Source organism: Methylocella tundrae (genome assembly GCF_038024855.1).
Classification (GTDB): domain Bacteria; phylum Pseudomonadota; class Alphaproteobacteria; order Rhizobiales; family Beijerinckiaceae; genus Methylocapsa; species Methylocapsa tundrae.
This window is the reverse complement of the sequence record NZ_CP139089.1, coordinates 1,803,177-1,819,364: the sequence shown is the minus strand read 5'-3', so window position 1 is coordinate 1,819,364 and position 16,188 is coordinate 1,803,177. Positions and strand designations below refer to the sequence as shown.

16 protein-coding genes are annotated in these 16,188 nt (G+C 62.8%); 8 read left to right on the top strand and 8 right to left on the bottom strand.

The features are described from left to right. Positions 1–47: 47 nt before the first annotated feature. The 5 genes from SIN04_RS10805 to SIN04_RS10785 all read left to right on the top strand — a co-directional run bounded on the left by SIN04_RS10805 (position 48) and on the right by SIN04_RS10785 (position 5,428). Positions 48–1,406: a L,D-transpeptidase family protein gene (locus SIN04_RS10805; RefSeq protein ID WP_423136026.1), complete on the top strand. Its 1,359-nt coding sequence runs from the start codon at positions 48–50 to the stop codon at positions 1,404–1,406. 400 nt (positions 1,407–1,806) lie between these two features. Continuing rightward, positions 1,807–3,108, top strand: coding sequence for a serine hydroxymethyltransferase (gene glyA / locus SIN04_RS10800; RefSeq protein WP_134489048.1), 1,302 nt, complete (start codon positions 1,807–1,809; stop codon positions 3,106–3,108). Between the two features lie 12 nt (positions 3,109–3,120). Next, a complete protein-coding gene (gene nrdR, locus SIN04_RS10795) occupies positions 3,121–3,669 on the top strand; it encodes a transcriptional regulator NrdR (RefSeq protein ID WP_134489046.1) in 549 nt (182 codons plus the stop codon). Continuing rightward, positions 3,666–4,781, top strand: coding sequence for a bifunctional diaminohydroxyphosphoribosylaminopyrimidine deaminase/5-amino-6-(5-phosphoribosylamino)uracil reductase RibD (ribD, locus tag SIN04_RS10790; protein WP_134489044.1), 1,116 nt, complete (start codon positions 3,666–3,668; stop codon positions 4,779–4,781). The genes nrdR and ribD overlap by 4 nt, the downstream gene beginning before the upstream one ends. A 2-nt stretch (positions 4,782–4,783) precedes the next feature. After that, complete coding sequence (locus tag SIN04_RS10785) at positions 4,784–5,428, top strand: riboflavin synthase (protein ID WP_134489042.1); 645 nt, start codon at positions 4,784–4,786, stop codon at positions 5,426–5,428. A 119-nt stretch (positions 5,429–5,547) separates the two neighbouring features. Here SIN04_RS10785 and SIN04_RS10780 read toward each other — a convergent pair whose 3' ends face one another. Further along, entirely contained in the window at positions 5,548–5,832 is a 285-nt protein-coding gene (locus SIN04_RS10780) for a hypothetical protein (protein WP_134489040.1), read from the bottom strand. A 380-nt stretch (positions 5,833–6,212) separates the two neighbouring features. On the opposite strand from SIN04_RS10780, the gene SIN04_RS10775 reads away from it, so the two are divergent. Further along, on the top strand, positions 6,213–8,357 hold the full coding sequence (locus SIN04_RS10775; RefSeq protein WP_197731967.1) for a TonB-dependent receptor: 2,145 nt from the start codon (positions 6,213–6,215) through the stop codon (positions 8,355–8,357). A 24-nt stretch (positions 8,358–8,381) separates the two neighbouring features. On the opposite strand, the gene SIN04_RS10770 is transcribed toward SIN04_RS10775, so the two are convergent. The 6 genes from SIN04_RS10770 to SIN04_RS10745 all read right to left on the bottom strand — a co-directional run bounded on the left by SIN04_RS10770 (position 8,382) and on the right by SIN04_RS10745 (position 12,461). Next, on the bottom strand, positions 8,382–8,891 hold the full coding sequence (locus SIN04_RS10770; protein ID WP_134489036.1) for a copper chaperone PCu(A)C: 510 nt from the start codon (positions 8,889–8,891) through the stop codon (positions 8,382–8,384). 67 nt (positions 8,892–8,958) lie between these two features. Beyond that, on the bottom strand, positions 8,959–9,345 hold the full coding sequence (locus SIN04_RS10765) for a DUF2946 family protein (protein ID WP_134489034.1): 387 nt from the start codon (positions 9,343–9,345) through the stop codon (positions 8,959–8,961). 65 nt (positions 9,346–9,410) lie between these two features. Further along, positions 9,411–10,244, bottom strand: coding sequence for an ATP12 family chaperone protein (locus tag SIN04_RS10760; protein WP_341264434.1), 834 nt, complete (start codon positions 10,242–10,244; stop codon positions 9,411–9,413). Next, positions 10,228–10,887, bottom strand: a complete 660-nt coding sequence (locus SIN04_RS10755; protein ID WP_244605773.1) for an HAD-IA family hydrolase — start codon at positions 10,885–10,887, stop codon at positions 10,228–10,230. The genes SIN04_RS10760 and SIN04_RS10755 overlap by 17 nt, the downstream gene beginning before the upstream one ends. Before the next feature lie 133 nt (positions 10,888–11,020). Continuing rightward, positions 11,021–12,004: a catalase family peroxidase gene (locus tag SIN04_RS10750; RefSeq protein ID WP_197731966.1), complete on the bottom strand. Its 984-nt coding sequence runs from the start codon at positions 12,002–12,004 to the stop codon at positions 11,021–11,023. Between the two features lie 121 nt (positions 12,005–12,125). Then, the gene (locus tag SIN04_RS10745; RefSeq protein ID WP_134489030.1) at positions 12,126–12,461 is read right to left on the bottom strand and encodes a hypothetical protein; all 336 of its coding nucleotides are present in this window, start codon (positions 12,459–12,461) and stop codon (positions 12,126–12,128) included. Positions 12,462–12,680: 219 nt separating this feature from the next. On the opposite strand from SIN04_RS10745, the gene SIN04_RS10740 reads away from it, so the two are divergent. Next, positions 12,681–13,598 (top strand): 50S ribosomal protein L11 methyltransferase, encoded by a 918-nt coding sequence (locus SIN04_RS10740; protein WP_134489028.1) that lies wholly within the window; start codon positions 12,681–12,683, stop codon positions 13,596–13,598. Positions 13,599–13,613: 15 nt separating this feature from the next. On the opposite strand, the gene SIN04_RS10735 is transcribed toward SIN04_RS10740, so the two are convergent. Further along, entirely contained in the window at positions 13,614–15,053 is a 1,440-nt protein-coding gene (locus SIN04_RS10735) for a lipopolysaccharide biosynthesis protein (RefSeq protein ID WP_134489026.1), read from the bottom strand. A gap of 377 nt (positions 15,054–15,430) precedes the next feature. Between SIN04_RS10735 and SIN04_RS10730 the strand changes: the two genes are divergently transcribed. Then, entirely contained in the window at positions 15,431–16,162 is a 732-nt protein-coding gene (locus tag SIN04_RS10730) for a cytochrome c biogenesis CcdA family protein (RefSeq protein WP_134489024.1), read from the top strand. Positions 16,163–16,188 lie beyond the last annotated feature (26 nt).

Genomic DNA, 16,188 nt, shown 5'->3' with positions numbered 1-16,188 from the left:
AAGCGGGAGAAACGAGATTGCGGATCCGAAGGTTGGAGTTCAAATTGATAACAAATTTGCTTGACGCCTCGCGTCCCATCTTGCGGCGGGGACCGGCCGTCGCCGCCTTGCTGGCCGGCTTTTGGCTATGTCCTTCCCCCAGCGCCTTCGCCGGCCCGGCTTTCGGCGATCAGGCCGAATGGGCGCAGCGCTACGACGCCGATCCCCGATTGGCGATCACGCGCTCCAACACGCCCGTGCTTTCGCCGCAAACCTTGGCCGCGACCGAACAGGCGATTGAAGTTTATCAGCAAATCGTCGCCAAGGGTGGATGGGAGCCGGTCAACGCGACGCGTGTGCTGAGGCTCGGCGTCAGCGGCCCCACTGTCATAGCTCTGCGCAAACGCCTCGCGGCGTCGGGCGATCTTGACGTCTCCGTCGGCGCCGCGCCGATTTTTGATTCTTTCGTCGAGGCCGGCGTCAAACATTTCCAGGCTCGGCACGGTCTGCTCCAGACCGGCATTGTTTCGAAGGAAACGTTCGACGCGCTCAATATCCCGGCGGACTTCCGGCTGCATCAGCTGGAGATCAATCTGGTTCGTCTGCGCTCCTATTCCGGCAATCTCGGCGAGCGCTTCGTCATGGCGAATATTCCCGCTATGGCTGTCGAAACGGTGGAGAATGGCGTCGTCGCGACGCATCACGCCGCCGGCGTCGGCAAGATCGACCGCCAGTCTCCGGTCATGATGACCAAGGCGATCGACATCAATTTCAATCCCTATTGGACCGTGCCCGCCTCGATCATCCGCAAGGATCTCATCCCGCGCATGCAGAAGAACCCCGATTATCTGACCGAACACAAGATTCGGATCTTCAATAAGGATAATCAGGAAGTTCAGCCGAGCGAGATCGACTGGAACACCCTCGATGCGACGAATTATCGTTACCGGCAGGATCCCGGCGGCGACATCAATTCCCTCGGCGTCGTCCGCATCAACATTAACAACCCATATGGCGTTTACATGCATGACACGCCGGAGAAAGGCGTATTCGGCGATGATGTCCGCTTCGTCTCTTCAGGCTGCATCCGCGTTCAGAACGTGCGCGATTACGTGACCTGGCTGTTGAAGGATACGCCCGGCTGGGATCGCGAACATATCGATGAAGCGATCCGTTCGGGACAGCGCATCGACGCCAAGATCGCAACACCCGTTCCGGTTTATTGGGTCTACATAACAGGCTGGGGCACGCCGGAGGGCGTCGTTCAGTTCCGCGAGGACATTTATCAGCGGGATGGCTTTGGACCTGTCGCGACCAATGCTGCGTCGGCTCCGCTTCCGCAAGCCATCCAGCCCGATGCGCAGCGTCCGGTCAGCGCCGTCAGCACCAAGACGCTCGAACCATTAAGCGATGACGACCAACAATAATTTAGGGCTTACAAAGAATAATTTGGGCATCCGATCGTAAAAAAATGCGCCAGCCATGATGTGGCGCATCTCGGACGTTTTGTCGCATTTATGGCCAGGCGCAGCGTCCATTCGGCGTCCCGGCGCGATGAGCCTTCGCGGGGCGCGGCCCCGTCAGGCTTTTGCCACAATGACTTAGCCGCAACGTCTTAGTCCGAAAGGCGTAATTGCAAAGCCGGCGCATGCCGATTTCTGCGGCGCCGCGAGCGATGCGCTGGCCGAATTGAACCGACTGGTCGAGCCTTCACTCGGGCGAGATGACATGCTATTGCCAATTCATGGAGACTTCGCGCCGCGCGAAACTGCCGGCTCTCCAACCCATCGCTTTCTTTGCTTTTCCGTCTAAATAAGGAGCTCTCCAATGAGCCAGGCCAATGCCGAAAAGGGAGGCCCCGCTTCCAATTCGTTCTTCGCGGCGGATCTCAAGGACGCCGATCCGGAAATCGCTCAGGCGATCGAACTGGAGCTTGGCCGTCAGCGGCACGAAATTGAGCTGATCGCTTCAGAGAATATCGTCTCCAAGGCCGTCCTTGAGGCGCAGGGTTCGATCCTCACCAATAAATACGCGGAAGGCTATCCGGGGCGCCGCTATTATGGCGGCTGTCAGTTCGTCGACATCGCCGAAACCCTCGCGATCGAGCGCGTCACCCGACTGTTCGACTGCAAATTCGCCAATGTGCAGCCGAATTCCGGCAGCCAGGCCAATCAGGCGGTGTTTCTCGCGCTCATGCAGCCGGGCGACGCCTTCATGGGCCTCGATCTCGCCGCCGGCGGGCATCTGACGCATGGATCGCCGGTCAATTTGTCCGGCAAATGGTTCAAGCCGGTTCCCTATGGCGTGCGCCGCGACGACCATCGCATCGACATGGAGGCCGTCGCCCGCCTTGCCGAGGAGCACAAGCCAAAGATCATCATCGCCGGCGGTTCCGGCTATCCGAGGCACTGGGATTTCGCAGCCTTCCGCGCCATCGCCGATTCGGTTGGAGCCTATTTCTTCGTCGATATGGCGCATTTCGCCGGCCTGGTCGCAGGCGGCGTGCATCCCTCGCCGTTCCCGCATGCGCATGTCGTCACGTCCACGACGCATAAGACGCTGCGCGGCCCGCGCGGCGGCCTGATCCTGACGAATGACGCCGACATCGCCAAGAAGATCAACTCGGCGGTGTTCCCAGGTCTTCAGGGCGGCCCCCTGATGCATGTCATCGCCGCCAAAGCCGTGGCGTTTGGAGAGGCCTTGCGGCCTGACTTCAAGGTCTATGCGCGCCAGGTCGTCGACAACGCGCGGGCTCTCGCCTCGACGCTCAAGGACGCAGGCTTCGATCTCGCCTCGGGCGGCACCGACAATCATCTGATGCTCGTCGATCTGCGGCCGAAGAACCTGACCGGCAAGGCGGCGGAGGCTTCTCTCGGACGCGCCTCGATCACCTGCAACAAGAACGGCGTGCCCTTCGACACGGCGAGCCCGATGGTCACCTCGGGCATCCGTCTCGGCGCTCCGGCGGCGACGTCGCGCGGGTTTGGCGTCGCCGAATTCAAGAAGATCGGCGAATTGATCGCCGAAACGCTTGACGGACTCTCGACCAATGGCGACGCGAACGCAGACGTCGAGGCCAAGGTCAAAGCGGCTGTTTTGGAACTGACAGGACGTTTCCCGATCTACTGAGGTTGCGCCGCGATGCGGTGTCCTTACTGCGGCAGTCTTGAAACCCAGGTGAAAGACTCGCGGCCAACAGATGACGCCTCCGCCATTCGGCGGAGGCGCGTCTGTCCTGACTGTGGCGGCAGATTCACGACCTTCGAGCGCGTCCAGCTACGCGAACTCACGGTCCTTAAAAAATCCGGGCGACGGGCGCCGTTCGAGCGCGAAAAACTGATGCGCTCGCTTGAAATCGCGCTGCGCAAGCGCCCCGTGGAGCCGGAACGCGTCGAGCGCATGGTCAATGGCATCGTGCGCCAGCTCGAAAGCCAGGGCGAAAACGAAATCCAGAGCGAACAGATCGGCGAACTGGTCATGGAAGGGCTTCGCGCCCTCGACAGCGTCGCTTATGTGCGCTTCGCCTCCGTCTACCGCAACTTTCGCGAGGCGCGCGACTTCAACGCCTTAATCGATGAACTCGACGGCGCCGTTGACGCCGATGATGTTGCGATCGACGGAAGGCCGGCGCCGGCGGATGAGCCTCACGCCGGGCCGCCGCCAAAGACGCGATCCCCGAGCCGGGCATGATCGACGTCGCGGCCGATGATGCGCGCCTCATGGCCGCTGCGATCGCGCTGGCGAGGCGCGGCCTCGGGCTCTGCGCGCCAAACCCCGCCGTCGGAGCGCTCATCGTCAAGGACGGAGTCATTCTCGCCCGTGGCTGGACGAAGCCCGGCGGACGCCCGCACGCCGAGACGGAAGCATTGCGCGAGGCGGGCGAGCGCAGCCGCGGCGCGACGCTTTATGTCACCCTCGAGCCTTGCAGCCATCATGGCGCGACGCCGCCCTGCGCCGAGGCCATCGTCAGGGGGGGCATCGCTCGTGTCGTCGCCGCCGTCGGCGATCCTGACTTGCGCGTCGCCGGACGCGGCTACCGGATGCTGACGGACGCCGGCGTCGAAGTGACAAGGAATGTCTGCGCCGAGGCGGCGCTCCGCGCCAATCTCGGACATGTCCTTCGCGTCACAAAAAATCGCCCGATGATCACGCTAAAGCTCGCCTTGACCGCTGATGGCTTCGCCGCGGCTCTTCGCGGGGAGCCCCGTCTTGCCATTACAGGCGCGCCCGCCAATGGCTATGTGCATATTCTTCGCTCTCTGCATGACGGCATTCTCGTCGGTTCGCGGACGGCTCTGGAGGATGATCCTCTGCTTACCGTGCGGCTTCCAGGGCTTGAGGCGCGAAAGCCTTTGCGGATCGTGCTCGACAGCGATCTCGCGCTGCCGCCCGATTCGCGTCTGGCCGAAACGGCCCGCGCCCATCCAACGCTCGTCATAACCGGGGAGGGGGCCTCGGCGGCCCGAGCGTCGCAGCTTCGGGCAAAGAGCGTCGAAATTGCCCGCGTGCGCCGCGACGAAGTTGGCCGCGCCGACATTGGCGCGGCGCTCGAGTTGCTTGCCGGACGGGGAATGACGCGGCTGTTCTGTGAAGGCGGCCCGACACTGGCGAATGCGCTGATCGCGCGCGGCCTCGCCGACGACGTGATTGTGCTAAGGAGCGCGGCGCCGCTGGCGCGGGCTGGCCGGAATGGATTGAACGCCGAAAGTCTGGCGGCGCTCGGTGACCCGGCACGCTACAAGAGCGTTGAGAAGCGCCTGGTTGGCGATGACGCCCTGACCCGCAGCGAAAGGATTTTATAAACATGTTCACCGGTCTCGTCAGCGATGTCGGCGAAGTGTCGAGCGTCGAGCCGCGCGGAGCTTTAAGGCGCGTGCGCGTGCTTTGTTCCTATCCTTCGGAGTCGATCGCGCTTGGCGCTTCGATCGCTTGCGGCGGTCCTTGTCTGACCGTGGTCGGGTCTGGGATCGCGCACGGCAAGAGCTGGTTTGACGTGGATATCGCCGCCGAAACGCTGGCGCGCACCACCGCCGCGACCTGGAAGCGGGGTGAACAGATCAATCTTGAGCGCTCTCTCAAGATCGGTGATGAACTCGGAGGCCATATCGTCACCGGCCATATCGATGGAATCGCCGAAATTCTGTCGATTGAGGATTTTGACGGGATGAAGCGCTTCTGGATCCGCGCGCCCCATGGCTTGTCGCGCTTCATCGCGGAAAAGGGCTCGGTTTCACTCGACGGAACGTCGCTGACCGTCAATAGCGTCAAGGGCGATGCGTTCTCGATTCTGCTGATACCTCATACGCTGCATGTCACGACCTGGGGCGGTAAACGCGCCGGCGACGCGGTCAATCTCGAAGTCGATCTGATGGCGCGTTACGCCGCACGGCTCAGCGAAACGGCGCCCGCGAAGGTCAAGGCTGAAGCAGCCGCGCCATCTTATCCCTGATCGCCTCCACTGCGAGGACGATGCGGAAGCGCTGAAAGCCGGGCGCCCTCGGCGGCCCGTCTTCATTCAAAACGCCTGCGCCTTTTCGGCCTAGATGGGAGCGCAGAAGGACCCGCGCGTCAGCTGTCGGCCAGCGCGGCCGCGACCAGCTCCTTGCAGCGCAAGAGGCGCGCGTATTCAGCGGCGTCGACGAGGATTTGCTCGCGCCCGGACTCGCTCGGCCGCGCGGTCGCAGCCGCCTGTGCGCTGCGCAGCGCCGCCTCAAGTTTCGCAATGCGCGCATTGGCGAACTCGAGATGGATCTGAGCGTTGCCTGTCACCTTGACGGTGTGGGCATCCGTGGGCTTACCGAACTTCTTGTCGGCCGGGCGCTCCTTCTTGCCGAAATCATATTCAATGATCATGGCTTCTCCAATGGTGGCGGAGAGTTTCGCCCTTTTGGGCCTCGTAGCCCCGTCAAGCTTTCAGAATGGCTCTCTCCGCGCCAACGCGCAAGCTGGATTTGTGAATATCCAGCCAGCTCTTGAAGCCGTGCGGCGGCGCTCCGCTTTTTACACGTCGGCGGTCCGCGAGAAGCGCCCCGTCTGAAACCTGCGGCGCAAGCGTCAGACTGCGAAACGAGGATCGCCCCCCGCTTCCCTCTATCTCCTCTCTCCTCAATCCTTGGCTGCGGCATTGGCGCGAGCCGAGCCGTTGCTCTGGACGCAGGTAGTGAAATATTATAACGTTTCACTCTTATGCCGAGCTTTAGTTTCGAGGGGTGGCTATGTCGATACGTCAAACAATGTTGCTTGTAGCTCTGGTGATTGCCGCGCGGCCGGCCGTCGCTGGCGCGCTCCCGCCGGGAGCAGACGCTTCGCCCGTGGCGGCGCCCGGCGGCGGCCAGATCACACTCGATTCCATCGAGGTTATCTCGCAACAGCTCGATGAGGCTCGGCTGCAAATCCAGCCGAGCCTCGGCGCCAGCACCTATAGTTTCAACCAGCAGGCCCTTCAGGCGATCCCGCAGGCCGAAAATGCCCCCTTGAATCAGGTGCTGCTACAGGCCCCCGGCGTCGCGCAGGATAGTTTCGGCCAGGTGCATGTGCGCGGCGACCACGCCAACGTGCAATATCGGATCAATGGCGTGCAATTGCCCGAAGGGCTTTCCGTTTTCGGTCAGGCGCTCGAAACGCGCTTTGCCCGCAGCATATCGCTGATTACGGGGGCGCTGCCGGCGCAATATGGCTTTCAGACCGCTGGCGTGCTCGACATCCAGACCAAGACGGGCCTCACAAATCCGGGCCTTGGCCTTACCGCCTATGGCGGGACCTTCGCCTGGGCGCAGCCGAGCTTCGAATATGGCGGACGCTATGACAAGGTCGACTGGTTCATCACAGGCGATTATCTGCAAAACGCGCGCGGCATCGAAAACCCCGCGCCGAGCTTCAATGCGCTTCACGATAATACCGAGCAGTGGCACGGCTTTTCCATCATGAACGCCATCATCGATCCGGACACGCGGGTCAGCGTGTTCGGCGGCGCCTTCAATGGACAATTTCAGATCCCGAACAATCCGGGCCAGACGCCGCAACTCGGGCTCACAGTCAAAGGCGCCAGCACCTTCAACAGCGGCGCCCTCAATGAGAATCAGAGTGAGAACACGCAGTTCGGCGTGATCTCCCTGCAAAAACACCTTGGGCCGGCGGATGTGCAGATCTCGGCCTTTGTGCGCAACAGCAATCTCTCCTATGCGCCGGATCCTTCGGGCGATCTTCTGTTCAACGGCATCGCCCAGAGCGCGCAGCGCTCCAACCTCGCAGGCGGAATGCAGGCTGACGGCAGCTGGCGCCTCAATGACAGCCACACGTTGCGCGCCGGCTTCCTCGCTCAGCTTGAGCACACGAGCTACAATACATTTTCCAACGTCCTGCCTGTAGACGGCGCTGGCGTCCCAACATCGGATCAGCCGATCGGCGTGGTTGACAATGGCGGCAAGACCGGCGGCCTCTATGGCGTCTATCTGCAGGACGAATGGCGCATCCTGCCGGTCCTGACGCTGAACTATGGCCTGCGCTTCGATGGGGTCGATGAATATACCAATGAGACGCAGGTCAGCCCGCGCATCAATGCGGTGTGGAGGGCGACTGAAACGACGACCATCCACGCCGGCTATTCGCGCTATTTCGTTCCGCCGCCATTCGAGCTCGTCTCGCCGACGAGCATCGGCCTTTTCGCCAATACGTCGGCCGCGCCATCGGTCACGCGGGATGATGCGGTCAAGGCCGAGCGCTCGCATTATTTCGACCTCGGCGTCACCCAGCTTGTCGTTCCTGGCTTCACGGTCGGCGTCGACGGATATTACAAGCTGGCGACCAATCTGATCGACGAAGGCCAGTTCGGCGCTCCGATCATCCTGTCGGCCTTCAACTATGCGCGCGCGCGGGTCGGCGGCGTCGAATTCACAGCGAGCTACGACGTGGGGCCTTGGTCGATCTATGGCAACGCCGCTTATTCACGCGCGATGGGGATCAACATCATTTCCTCGCAGTTCAATTTCGCACCGGACGAACTCGCCTACATTCAGCAAAACTACATCCATCTCGATCACGACCAGACCTGGACGGCGTCGGCTGGCGCCGCCTACACCTTCAATCAGGGGACCAAATTCGCAACGCGCGTTTCCGTCGATCTCGTGGCGCAAAGCGGCCTTCGCGCCAGCACTGCGACTGTTCCAAATGGCGCGTCGTTGCCTGAATATGCGGCCGTCAACGCCAGCATCGTGCAAAAGCTCGATCTCGGCTTCGGCGCCGGCACGGAGCTTCGTCTTGATGTGCTGAACCTCAACGACGCCCAATATCAAATCCGCGACGGCAGCGGCGTTGGCGTTGGCGCGCCGCAATTTGGCCTGCGGCGCACGATTCTCGCAGGCGTCACGCAGCGGTTCTGAGCTGCTGGCGCCCGGCGATCACGCTCAATGCATGTCGCCGTGGGATTGACCCTCATGGCCGGGCGCGGTCGCCCCCATCCCCTCGACGGAATAGGTCACGCTGACTGTTCCCGCCTTCTCGAAGGTCAAGGTTCCAGAAAAGCTCTCGCCCTGTTTCAGGGGACGCTTCAGATCCTCGAACATCAGATGATAGGAGCCGGGCTTCAGAACGACCTCGCTCCTGGCCGGAATGGCGAGGCCGTCTTTCAAAGCGCGCATGCTCATGACGCCGCCGCTCATCGTCATTTCGTGAACCGCAGCGCGATCCGCGATTTCGGCGGTGGCGGAAACGAGCCGGTCAGGGGTCTCGCCCCCATTCTTGATGACGAGCCAGCCGCCCGCAGCTTTCGCGCTGGAGGGCGTCGCGCGCGACCAGGGCTGGATGATTTCAAGGTCGCCGAACTTGAAGTCTTTGGCGAAGGCGCTTTCGCCGAAAACCAGCACAGCGGACATGGCGAGGGCACCGGCGAAAGCACGACGGTTGAGGATGGACATTGGATTGTCTCCACACAAAATGGCTGCGCCGGATTGGCGCGGGGTCCCGGAATGAACCGGCTGGGAATCAGACAAATCTCGAACCCTTTGGCGGCGGCGCGCGGGGAGAATGCGGATTTCGCCTTTGTGGCGGGACGAAGCTCTCCTCACCCGCACCGCCTGACGCTGTGACCTCGATCGGCTGGCGCGCTATGAGGCTGGGGGAGGCTGGCGTCAGGGCGCCGCCTTGGCCGAACATGCAACACCCTGCGAGGCAGCAATGCGGCGGCGCTCCGTGATTGAGGGGATTGCGCGGGCCTTTTGGCGCGTCTTGCGCCTGTGCGCTGCAAATGATCGCGCCCGGCCCGATCCTCCCGGAAGCCAAAGCCTGCGCGCCGAGGAAACTCTGGGCGGCGAGCAGATAGGCCGCCGCGAGGGCGACCCAAAAGCTCCATTGGCTACGCATTGCTGTCACGGCTGTGGAGCCTCGCGCTTGAGCCGGCGCGATGGCGCGGGCCGCTGGACTAAATGCGATCTTGCCTATGTTCGGCGCACGGTCTCGAGCAGCCGCGCCGCGGCCTCCATTTCCGCCCAGCGCCGCTCCCGCCGCGCCATCGCCTGTTCGTCGACGCCCCAGACCTTCATCTGGAAATCCTCATCGACATGCGCCGCTGTCCAGGCTTCTTCCGGCGTCAAGGCGCCATGCGCCACCGCCAAAGCCAGCAGGGCCGATCCCGTCAGCGTCGTCATCACATGCAGCGCCGCGAGTGCAAACGGGCCGGACGCCTCATCCCCGGCAATTTTCTCGACGGCTTCGAGAATTGCGCGCCGCGCCGGCTCCGGCTGTTCGGCGAAATTGATCCCTTCCGCGCAGATCAGCCGCGCGCCGAGGTTATCTCGCGCGAAATCCAGCACCTTGTCCCAGCTGGCTGCCTGCGCCCGGGCAAGATCCTCAGTCTCTCCCGCGCGATAGCAGATGAGATCGGAGGCGCCATATTTCGCGACATTCGCCGCCGTCGCCGCCATCTCGCGCGCAACGCCGTCGATTGCGGAATTCGCGATCCTCGTCAGCGGCATGGAGCCCGGATCGATAAACTCCTCCTGCCGCGCCCATTCCGCCGCCAGCTCCTGCGCGGCGGCAAGCGTCGGCAGGGCGAGGGCGTTCCGGGCAGGCGTTTTGGCCGGGCGTCCATCGAGCAACAGCGCGAAGGCGCCGTCCCGCGCTTCCGCCGTCGCTTCTTTATAGAAGCGCTTCGGCAAGGTCTTGCGCAAATCGCGCCGCGCCATCGCGACGGGATCGATCGGGATGATTTCGCCCGGCGTGGGGGCGAGATCGTCGCGGATGGTTTTGTTCGGCTTATCGTCCTGGTTCATCTGCGATGAAATGCAGCAATTCAGCAAAATCCGCAACGATCCGTTCAGCGCCCGCATCCTCGAGCTCGGCCCGGCTGTGATAGCCCCAGCCGACGCCGATCGGGTGAACGCCGGCGGCCGCGGCCATCTTCATATCAAAGCTGGCGTCGCCGATCATATAGGTTGCGGAAGGCTCCAGGCCGGTCTCCGTCATGGCCGCGAGGATCATGTCCGGCGCTGGCTTCGAGGGGTGATCGTCGGCGGTCTGCACAGTGTCGAACCAGTCGCGCCAGCCAGCGCGCTCCAGCAGATGCGCGACGCCTCGCCGCGCCTTTCCCGTAGCGATCCCGAGCGCGACGTCATCCATGCCGGCGAGCGTCGCGATGATCTCCTGGGCGCCGGGAAAAAGCGGTTCGTCATAGGAGGGATCGGCTCTGATCTCCGTCCAGGCCTCGCGATAGGCTTCCGAGAGGCTCTCGACCGGGGCTTCCGCCCCGGCGAGAACCGTAAAGGCTTCACTCAGCGAAAGCCCGACGATGGAAAGCGACGCCGCGCGGCTCGGCGGCGCGATCTTATGGGCCGAAAATGCCCGCCGCTGCGCCTCGATGATGTAATCCTGACTGTCGACCAAAGTGCCGTCTATGTCGAAAATCACCAGTTTCACGCGCTTAATCCTTTGGTTCGATCGAGGCGATCTGCTTGCGGCTGAGCGTAACGGCCCTCGGCCTACAGGATAAGAGCGGCGTCGCGAGCCTTCAGACCTTGCCTCGATCGCCCGGCGGCGTCCCTTTCGCCCGTCAGGGGTTGCGGCGCGAAAAAGAGACCGCATAGGCGCCGTCGCGGGTATCGACGAGCGGATCGTCTGACTGCTCGATGCCATCGGTCAGCGCGCCGGGAAGGAACAGCAGTTTCTTTTGCGCCTCGAGACTGTCGGGGACCGCCTTGTCAATCGTCAACACGCCAAGGTCCACGACCTTTCGGTCGGCGGGCCAGGGTTTCGAGCCGTCCTTCGTCTGATCGTCCGGCGCCGCCAGCTGCGCCTTCAGATGAAAAGTGACGGGGCCGGCCTTCAGGCGGCTTGGCAACTCGTCGATGAGAAAATCAGGCTTCTTGTCGGCGGCTGCCTTGGGATCGAGATAGACGAGCTTTTCCGGCGTGATCTGATAGCGCACGGCCTGTTTCGTGCCGGCCTTGTTCACGAAGATAAATGCGTTGACGCCGAAATATTCCTCATCCGCGAAACTGTCCGGCGTATGCACAGTCGCCAAAGCGGCCGCAACTGTCGGATGGCTCTCCTTGAATTTGTCGAGCGCCGTTGGATGCGCGGCGTCTTTCGGGCTTTGCGAAATAGCCGTCAAAAGATCGCGAAATTGCTCGCCCGTCGCGACGGGGAAGAAGTGCAGCGAGTTCGTGACCATATCCGTTTCGCTGCCGTCGGGCAGGTGATATTTGATCGCGATGCCATGCGGGTTCGCTTGCGGACTGCCGTCTGCGATGTTTGGAACGCCCGTCGAATCGGAGAATCGTACGGTGACCGGGATCTTGGCGCCGGTAAAGATCGCCGCGCGGCTCAGTCCGGCTGCTTCGGGCGTCGCGGTGAAGCTGCCTTCGACGACGACTCCTTTGGCGTGATTGGCGCGAAAGCCAGGATGGACGCCGAAGACTTTGTTCATCACGTCGACAATCTGCGTCGCGACATCCGGCTCCTCGGCTCTTGCGGGAAGGGAGCCCGAAAGAATGGTCAATGCGGCCATGAATATTGGCAGCTTCGTCTTGGTCATTTACTTTCTCCCGGAAAGCGACATTGAGTAGGCGCGGCGAAACCGCAGGCTTCATTTTCGTATTCGCGCCGCGTTTCAGTATCATGTCTAAGAAATTGGCGGCAAGCCAGAGCGTGACTGGCTAGCGGCTCCGTTTCGCCTCGCAGACAAGCTCGCGCGGCTGGCAAGCGATGCCGGGGGTCGAACACGTTATTTTGACAAGTCCGCGGCGCGACCAGGGGTGATTTGCCCGCGCTTGCCGAGGCTCCAGACGGCGGCAGACGGCGCAACCGTTGGTCCATTCGAGGCAATCGGGGTTAAGGCGGCCGAAGTTTTGCAGCGTCAGCTCGGGTTTTGGCAGGGGCGAGACGCCCGGCTCATCCGCCAGCGCCGGCAACACGAGCGCGACGCCAAACGCCAACGCCGCGCCAAAAGCGGACGCCGGGCATCGTGTGACATGGGGAGCGGTGATCGGCATGAACCAGCTTGGTGAGAGGAGTTTCACACGGGGCAAATGGCGGCGGGGCAAATGCGAAAGCGTCGGCAAGGACAAGGGCAAACATAAAGAAAATGAAAACGCGCGGCTGCGATGTTAGCGCATTTTCGCATCAGGTCGAGCCTTGCGCCGTCCTTTGTCCCGTCTCCTCCACGCGCGGAGACCAATTGCCGTTTCCGGCGCAGCGTGCTAGGCGCGGCCATGCTTGAAGGTTTGCCTCCCAATAACGCCGCTCACGTCATGCGCCTCTCCTGCGACGAGCCGATGGCGCGCCAGGTCTCGGACGTCATTATCGAGACGTTCGATCCGGCCGACGTCGCGGTCTCCGCGTTTGAAGAAGCGCCGACGACAAATGACTGGAAGAGCGGCGCCTGGATTGTCGAAGCCTATTTCGGCCTGCCTCCGGACGAGGCGAACATCCGGGCGCTCATCGCCGCGGTGGCGGGCGAAGAGACCGCAGAGCGCCTAAGCTTTGGCCGCGTCGAGACGCGCGATTGGGTCGCCTCGTCGCTCGAGGGGTTGAAGCCCGTGCGCGCCGGCCGGTTCGTCGTGCATGGCGCGCACAGCCGCGCCGATGTGCGCGACAATGACATCGCCATTGAAGTCGAGGCGGCGCTCGCCTTCGGCACGGGGCACCACGGGACGACGCGGGGCTGCCTTTTGATGCTGGACCGCATCGCGCGACGGCGCCGGCCGCGCTCCATTCTCGACATCGGCACAGGCACAGGCGTGCTCGCCATAGCGGCCGCCAAACTGTTCAAGCGGCCCATTCATTCGGGAGATATCGATCCGGTTTCCGTTGCGGCCGCGGCCAGCAACGCGAGGCGCAACGGCGTCGGCGCCTTCATCGATCCGGTGCAGGCGCGCGGCGCGGCGCACAACGCTTTGCGCAAAGCCGCGCCTTACGATCTCGTCTTCGCCAATATCCTCGCGCGGCCCCTGCGCGAGCTCGCGCCGGACATTGCGCAGCTGACGCAAATGGGCTCCGACATTGTTCTTTCAGGCCTCATCGCTCGCGACGTCCCCGGCGTTCTCGCCGCCTATCGCGCGCAGAAAATGGTGCTCGCCCGCCGCCTCGATATCGACGGCTGGGCGACGCTTCTCATGCAAAAGCGCTGACCTTGAAGGATCGGCTCACGAGAGCGTTTTGGTGCGCGCGAAAGAGAGGCGCAGCCGCGCGAGCGTGATGGCGCGCAGCCCGGCGATATCCGCGCTCATCACAATCAAGGCGTAGACGGCGACGCCGAGGGTGATCTGAACGATGAGCGTCGCAACGCCCGGATCGCGATCGCGCATCGGCAGCAGCGCCGCCGCCATGACCGCGTTGCCGAGAATGATCGCGCCAATGTCCCGCATGCGCGGCCATTTCGGCTTGGCGGCGCTTGCAAATCCAATAAGCGTGACGAGGGACGCGAGGAGGGCTCCCGCCTGCGCAATCGCGAGGCTTGAGGCATCGGCGTCGCGCGGAAGGGCGATGATGAGCAGCGGATCAACGAGGCAGGCAACGACCGCGGCGACGATCAAGGGGCCGGTCCTCTTCTCGATCTGGAAGATCGGGGCGATCGCATATTGAATGATCGCCATGCAGAAAAGCCCGGTCATCATCAGCGGCAGCAACAGGCCGAAATGGCCGCGAAACTGTTCCGGCACGATGAGCAATTCGATCGACGGCAGCGTCAGCCAGATCCCCGTGCAGGCCGGCAGCACCATGGCGAAGACGATCGTCATGTTGCGCCCGATCTGACGCCTCGCCTGCTTCGGTCCGCGCAGCTCATGCGTCGCCACGGCGATCTGGAACAGCACGATATCGAGCGCCGAGCCGATCGCCTGAATGGCCTTGGATCCGAAATCATAGGCCAGCGAAAACTGGCCGGTTTCGGAGAAGCCATAAAGCACGGCGACGATCGACCGGTTGGCAAGAGGAATCGACAGATAGAGCAGATTGGCGGCGACGATCGGCAGGCTGTAGCGCATCAGCTCCTCCGCGATCGGCAATCGCGCGAGCCGGACGTCGGAGGACGGGTCGAGGAGCGCGGCGCGGGCGGTGACGACCGATCCGCCGAGGCTGATGATCCCGCCGATCAGCGTCATTTTTGCGGAGCCGAACCAGAATGCCCCACCGCCCATGAGCGCGAAGGTCAGGATATTCTTGACGAGGACGAGCCGCGCGAACAGCCGGTCATGGAAGCGGGCGCGAACGAGGGCCGTGTAATAATCGAACAGGCCGTTGGTGATGGCGACGCCCAGCGCCAGAAGGATCAGGCTGTCGGATAGCGTAAACGTCACGCCGGACAAAAGAAGAAAACAGGCGCCCGCCGTGAGCGCGACGGCGATGATGGCGAAGCCGAAATCGAGTGTCGCGCGCAAGGCCGGATCTTCGCTGCGGATGCGCTCCGAATAGAAGCGGGTGGCGCCGAGCCGGATCCAGTCGAAGAAGGCGGTCTGCACCGCGATCGCGGTCGCATGGGCGAGGGCGAAGCGGCCATATTCCTCGGGTCCAAGAAATTTGGCGACGAGCAGGCCGACTGCGAAATTGAACAGAATGTTGCAGAAAAAGGCGAAAAATACCGTCATCGCGGCGTTCGGCCCGGACCGTGCCGGTTTTTTGCGCCGAACTCGGCGCCGCCTGCGAGCGATGCGGGCTCAAAGCGCAACGAGTGGGCAATAACGGGAAAGCGCATGGAGATCGCGGCGATCCTTTCCAATTCCAAAGCCCGCCCAAGCAAACGGCGGGCCTGCCTATGGCTTTGCGATGGCTGACGTTTTAGAGCATTTTTTGCCGACGTCGAATCGCACGCATTTTATGCACGCTGTTTTGATCCGCGGGGCCTCAGATCGCGCTCCGGCAGGTATTGAGCCTATCACACGAAGTTTACGAAAATCGTCAACTGTTGTCCTTTGATCAGCGGCTTGCCGCTTCCGCCCATTCCTCGAACCCGCTAAAAGCGCTTATGTCGCATGATGTCACCCTTCCCGCCGCCGCGCTCGCCGGGCTTTTGTCCTTTCTCAGTCCCTGCGTCCTGCCTCTGGTTCCGCCCTATCTGACCTTTATCGCAGGGACGACCATCGAGGAGGTGGCGACGCAGCGGGAGGGCCGGGCGAGACGGGACATATTGATCGCCGCCGCGCTCTTCGTCTGCGGCTTTTCGACGGTCTTCGTCGGGCTTGGCGCCACCGCTTCCGTCGTCGGGCAGGTCTTGCGCGAGCATCTGAGGTTGCTGTCGGTGCTCGCCGGCGGCGCCATCATTCTGATGGGCCTGCATTTCATAGGCGTGTTCCGCTTCGCTGTTCTCTATCGCGAGGCGCGGGTCGAGGTGCAAAGGCCGGTCGGGAGCTGGGGCGCCTATGTCATGGGGCTCGCCTTTGCATTGGGCTGGACGCCGTGCATCGGTCCAATTCTCGCCGCGATCCTCGCCGTCGCCGCTTCGGAGGAGACAGCCGGCAAGGGAGCGACGCTCCTTGCCGCCTATTCCCTGGGCCTCGGCATTCCATTCTTTCTGGCGGCGCTGGCGATCGAGCCGTTCATTCGCGGGATAAAGAGGTTCAAGCGCTACTTCGGCGTGCTTGAGCGAACCGTCGGCGTCCTGCTCGTTCTGACCGGCGTCGCCTTCCTCACCGGCTCGGTTCAGGATGTTTCCTTCTGGCTGTTGCAGACGTTTCCGGGCCTTGCGACAATCGGGTGACGGCCTCGACGAAACGCGGCGCATCC

What these genes read in the sequence shown, in the direction of transcription:
- SIN04_RS10785 (WP_134489042.1), top strand. Translation starts at nt 4,784, where the DNA reads ATGTTCACCGGTCTCGTCAGCGATGTCGGCGAAGTGTCGAGCGTCGAG.
- SIN04_RS10770 (WP_134489036.1), bottom strand. Translation starts at nt 8,891, where the DNA reads ATGTCCATCCTCAACCGTCGTGCTTTCGCCGGTGCCCTCGCCATGTCC.
- SIN04_RS10735 (WP_134489026.1), bottom strand. Translation starts at nt 15,053, where the DNA reads ATGACGGTATTTTTCGCCTTTTTCTGCAACATTCTGTTCAATTTCGCA.
- SIN04_RS10780 (WP_134489040.1), bottom strand. Translation starts at nt 5,832, where the DNA reads ATGATCATTGAATATGATTTCGGCAAGAAGGAGCGCCCGGCCGACAAG.
- glyA (WP_134489048.1), top strand. Translation starts at nt 1,807, where the DNA reads ATGAGCCAGGCCAATGCCGAAAAGGGAGGCCCCGCTTCCAATTCGTTC.
- SIN04_RS10745 (WP_134489030.1), bottom strand. Translation starts at nt 12,461, where the DNA reads ATGCCGATCACCGCTCCCCATGTCACACGATGCCCGGCGTCCGCTTTT.
- SIN04_RS10730 (WP_134489024.1), top strand. Translation starts at nt 15,431, where the DNA reads ATGTCGCATGATGTCACCCTTCCCGCCGCCGCGCTCGCCGGGCTTTTG.
- SIN04_RS10750 (WP_197731966.1), bottom strand. Translation starts at nt 12,004, where the DNA reads ATGACCAAGACGAAGCTGCCAATATTCATGGCCGCATTGACCATTCTT.
- SIN04_RS10740 (WP_134489028.1), top strand. Translation starts at nt 12,681, where the DNA reads ATGCTTGAAGGTTTGCCTCCCAATAACGCCGCTCACGTCATGCGCCTC.
- SIN04_RS10760 (WP_341264434.1), bottom strand. Translation starts at nt 10,244, where the DNA reads ATGAACCAGGACGATAAGCCGAACAAAACCATCCGCGACGATCTCGCC.
- nrdR (WP_134489046.1), top strand. Translation starts at nt 3,121, where the DNA reads ATGCGGTGTCCTTACTGCGGCAGTCTTGAAACCCAGGTGAAAGACTCG.
- ribD (WP_134489044.1), top strand. Translation starts at nt 3,666, where the DNA reads ATGATCGACGTCGCGGCCGATGATGCGCGCCTCATGGCCGCTGCGATC.
- SIN04_RS10775 (WP_197731967.1), top strand. Translation starts at nt 6,213, where the DNA reads ATGTTGCTTGTAGCTCTGGTGATTGCCGCGCGGCCGGCCGTCGCTGGC.